Origin of the sequence: Rhodopseudomonas sp. B29 (genome assembly GCF_000333455.1) — a bacterium.
Taxonomy (GTDB): Bacteria; Pseudomonadota; Alphaproteobacteria; order Rhizobiales; family Xanthobacteraceae; genus Rhodopseudomonas.
This window is the reverse complement of record NZ_BADD01000656.1, coordinates 1-4093: the sequence shown is the minus strand read 5'-3', so window position 1 is coordinate 4093 and position 4093 is coordinate 1. Positions and strand designations below refer to the sequence as shown.

Genomic DNA, 4093 nt, shown 5'->3' with positions numbered 1-4093 from the left:
ATCAGATCGTGCCGATTGACGATTCCGCCAAGTTTTCGATCAAGCTGCTCAAGAACGGCAAGCTCAAGACCTATCCGGGTTTCCCGCACGGCATGCTGACCACGCATCCCGACGTGCTCAACGCCGACCTGCTGGCGTTCGTGAAGGAGTAACTGCGTTCAAGCCGTCTAAAGGCCCGGCCAGGCGTTTGCCCGGCCGGGCCTTTTTTGTCTGGACGTTGATCACCAGCCGTATTGCAGCTGCGCGCCGAGATAATCGCTGCTGCGGCCGCCGGCACGCAGGATGGTGTCACCGACCTCGAAGTGCACCGCCTCGATGGCGCCGGACAGATGCGCATCGAACGCGTAGTCGAGGCGGAGCTGCTGATAGGAGCCGGTCCAGGCGCTGCCGACACCCGCAGTCCCAGCCACCGCAACATTGGGCTGGACATAGATCGCATCCTGCGTGGTCGCGCGCCATTGCAGGCCGACGGCCGCCATCAGCTTCAGTCGGGCTGCCGGGCTGAGCGTGATCGAAGGCTTGAGATGCACGAGATTGGCGTAACCCGTATAGCCGGCCAAGGTGAAGTAATAGCCGTTCGGGAACAGCGGATTGAAGGTGCCGAGCACCCCGTCGCCGCGGTGCTCGTCGCCAGAGGCGGCGTCGAATTGCAGGCCGAGCCGCGGCTGCCAGGCGGTCGTCAGCGTGTAGCCAGCGCGCGCGCCGACCGCCCAGGCCCGCGCCGTCGAAGCCCCGACCTCGCCGGCCTGGCCCATGGCTTCGAGATCCCAGTCGAACTGCAGCGCCTTGCCGGCGAAGCGGATGTCGAGGACGTGGCGCTGCTCGTTGCCGCGGGCGTCCAGATAGGTCGCGCCCCGCCGCTCATAGAGTGAATAATAGCCCGACAGCTCGTTATTCCCGAGCACCTTGCGTTCGATGCGCAGCGTCGAGAACCGGAAATTGTCGTTGGAGATGTCGTCGAACGGCCGATTGTCGAAGTACTGCACCGGCCGGCTGACGAAGCCGATGAAACGCCACGCCCCCGACTCCCAATCGCCCCAGATCGCATCGAACGACTGCCGCACGTTGGGGCCGTCGCGCGACGAGACGAAGCGCTGCAGGTCGAACAGGAAGTCCTGCCGGCCGACACGCGCCTTCAGCGTCCCGTCGGCGAACGTCTTGGTGTACTCGAGAAACGCCAGCCGCAGATCGGCGCGGTCCTGATCCACCGGGGTGATGACGTTCTTGTCGAAGGCGCGGTCGTCCTCGAGCTGGACAAAGGCCCGCCAATTTTCGTCGAAATGGACGTCGGCATGGACCTGCAGACGCTGGATGAAGTAGCTGTCGGAGCGCGTGCCGGCGGTGCCGAAGGCTGCCGCGTCATTGCTCTCGTAGCGTTGGCGGAAGGTGGCGCCGAGCGAGACGTAGCTTTTGGGATCGCTGGCCCACAGCGGAATGTATTTCAGCGAATCGAACGGCTCGGTGCGCAGCCGCGGATCAGCCAGCACCGACCAGTCCTCGGCCCAACGATTGGACTGGATCGCGGGTCGCTGCGCCGGCGCGGCATCGTCCGCGACAGCAAGGCTCGGCGCGGCGATCGCCGCCGCTGCGAGCAGCGGCGATGCGATCTTCAGCGCCTTCACCCCGATCCTGTGCCTCACCGCGGCTCCTTGCTGCGCCGGTTACTTTGCCGCGTGCTTGTCGGCGACGCTATGGATTTCCGCCACATACCCGCCGGGGAACTGCACCATCGCGGCGCTGCGGTCCTCGTACTTGTACGGCTCGACCAGCACCGTCACGCCGGCTGCCTTCGCCTTATCCAACGTGGCGTTCAGATCGGCAACCATGTAGCCGGTGGTCTCACGGCCATACGGATAAGGCAGATGGCCGTCGCTGACCAGCACCACCATCTTGCCGAAAGCGGATTCGATGCGAATGCGCTTGATGGTGCTGTCCGGCTTCCCGATCTCCGCCCCGGACACTTTCGCCTCCGAGACGATCTTGCCGTGCGAGAACTTCAGAAAGCTCCGCACGAAGGCGTCGGCGCGGTCGGCGGGCACATAGACGCGGTTCTCCGGAATGGTCTCGAATGCTGCGTAGTCCGGCTTCGTCGTATGCCAATAGAGCTGCATGTTGACGCCGCCCGGCCACTGCACCACGACGTCACGCCCGATCGGATCCGGGAACGTCGAAACTACGACAGAGGCCCCGGCAGCTCGAGCCTGCTTCACGGCAGCGTCGATATCGCTGACGAGATAACCGTTACGCTCGGCGCCGAACGGATACGGGATCGGGGTCTTGAAGCCGAACAGCGAAACCGTTCCGGCTGGCGTCTGCAGCAGCTGCGACGTCGTGCTGCTCGGCGTCGGCGTCACCGTTGCGACGACCTGCTTGGTGGTCTTGCCGCCGAAGGTGGCGAGAAAGCTCGACACGAACTTGTCGACGTCCTCGGGCGCCACATAGACGTGCGTGGTGTCGTATTGCGGCGCGACCGCGACGCTGTGCGCCGCAGGGTTCACCTGTTTGGCAGTTGCCGGCGACATCGCCGGCGCAACCGTCAGCGCTGCCAGCAATAGCCCGAACGCTTTTAACGACCATCTCATCATAACTCTCCTCGTCTCTTCGGTCAGGCCGGCGTCACACTGCCCAGCAGGCGCAGCCGAGTGCGCCCCAGAAACCCTTGAGGTCCGCGATCGGCAGCTTGCTCGACCACGCAGTGGCGTGATCGTGTCCGTGGACGTTGCAGGCATTAGCGCAGCCGCAGCCCTGCATCGCATTCGCGGTGACCTTCGCGGCCGAGGCATCGTCGGCCCAAGCGGCGTAGCCGCCAAAGCGGCGCACCGGCGACCAATCCGGCATCGCCGGCGGCGGCGCGCCGGCATCGAACCGCGCCAGCTCGCCGGCCGCATAGACCACCTTGCCGCCCACCATGGTGAGCAGCGAGGTCGTGTCGGCTATCTCTGCCTCGGCGCAGGCGAAGTAATCGCGGTCCGGCACCACCACGTCGGCGAGCTGGCCGACCGCGATGCGCCCCTTGTTGCCCTCCTCGTTGGAGAACCAGGTGACGTTCTCGGTCCACATCCGCAGCGCGGTCTCGCGGTCGAGGCAGTTACGCTGCGGCGTCAGGCGCATGCCGCCGACGGTGCGGCCGGTCACCAGCCAGGACAGTGACACCCACGGGTTGTACGACGCGACGCGCGTCGCGTCGGTTCCGGCCGAAACCTTAACGCCCTTGTCGAGGATCTTCTTCACCGGCGGCGTCGCCTCGGCGGCGCCGATGCCGTAGCGCTCGACGAAGTATTCACCCTGATAGGCCATGCGGTGCTGCACGGCGATGCCGCCGCCGAGCGCGGCGATACGATCGATCGACTGATCCGAGATGGTTTCGGCGTGATCGAAAAACCAGTGCAGGCCTTCCAGCGGCGTATCCTGATTCACCTTCTCGAACACGTCGAGCGCACGCGAGATGGTCTCGTCATAGGTGGCGTGCAGCCGCCACGGCCATTTGTTCTGCACCAGGATGCGGACGACGTCCTCGAGCTCGCCTTCCATCTCCGGCGGCATGTCGGGCCGCGGCACGCGGAAGTCCTCGAAATCCGCGGCGGAGAACACCAGCATTTCGCCGGCACCGTTGTGGCGGAAGTAGTCGTTGCCCTGCTTGTATTTGGACGTCTTGGTCCAGTTGAGGAAGTCGTCCTTCTCGCCCTTCGGCTTTTGGGTGAACAGATTATAGGCGAGCCGTATCGTCAGCTGACCCTCTTCGTCCAGCTTCTGGATGACCGCGTAGTCCTCCGGATAGTTCTGGAAGCCGCCGCCCGCGTCGATCGCGCCGGTGACGCCGAGCCGGTTGAGCTCGCGCATGAAATGCCGGGTCGAGTTGACCTGATAGTCGAACGGCAGCTTAGGCCCCTTGGCCAGCGTCGCGTAGAGAATGGCCGCATTCGGTTTGGCGAGCAGCAGGCCTGTCGGGTTGCCCTGCGCGTCGCGAATGATCTCGCCGCCGGGCGGCTCGGGCGTATCCTTGGTGTAGCCGACAGCGCGTAGGGCAGCGCCGTTGAGCAACGCGCGGTCATACAGATGCAGCAGAAACACCGGCGTGTCCGGGCGCACCGCG

At 65.0% G+C, this 4093-nt stretch carries 4 protein-coding genes; 1 reads left to right on the top strand and 3 read right to left on the bottom strand.

Annotation, left to right across the window (positions count from 1 at the left end):
• Positions 1-152: alpha/beta fold hydrolase (locus tag I5M_RS33885; protein ID WP_031337395.1), on the top strand; the 152-nt coding region annotated here is incomplete at its 5' end.
• A gap of 69 nt (positions 153-221) precedes the next feature.
• Here I5M_RS33885 and I5M_RS23565 read toward each other — a convergent pair.
• The 3 genes from I5M_RS23565 to I5M_RS23555 all read right to left on the bottom strand — a co-directional run.
• On the bottom strand, positions 222-1640 hold the full coding sequence (locus I5M_RS23565; protein WP_040771871.1) for an alginate export family protein: 1419 nt from the start codon (positions 1638-1640) through the stop codon (positions 222-224).
• Between the two features lie 21 nt (positions 1641-1661).
• Positions 1662-2582: a glyoxalase gene (locus tag I5M_RS23560; RefSeq protein WP_085981060.1), complete on the bottom strand. Its 921-nt coding sequence runs from the start codon at positions 2580-2582 to the stop codon at positions 1662-1664.
• A 34-nt stretch (positions 2583-2616) separates the two neighbouring features.
• Positions 2617-4093: amidohydrolase (locus I5M_RS23555; RefSeq protein ID WP_022723640.1), on the bottom strand; the 1477-nt coding region annotated here is incomplete at its 5' end.

Bases quoted from the DNA above. Each gene is read 5' to 3' on its own strand.
- I5M_RS23560 (WP_085981060.1), bottom strand. From the start codon at position 2,582: ATGAGATGGTCGTTAAAAGCGTTCGGGCTATTGCTGGCAGCGCTGACG.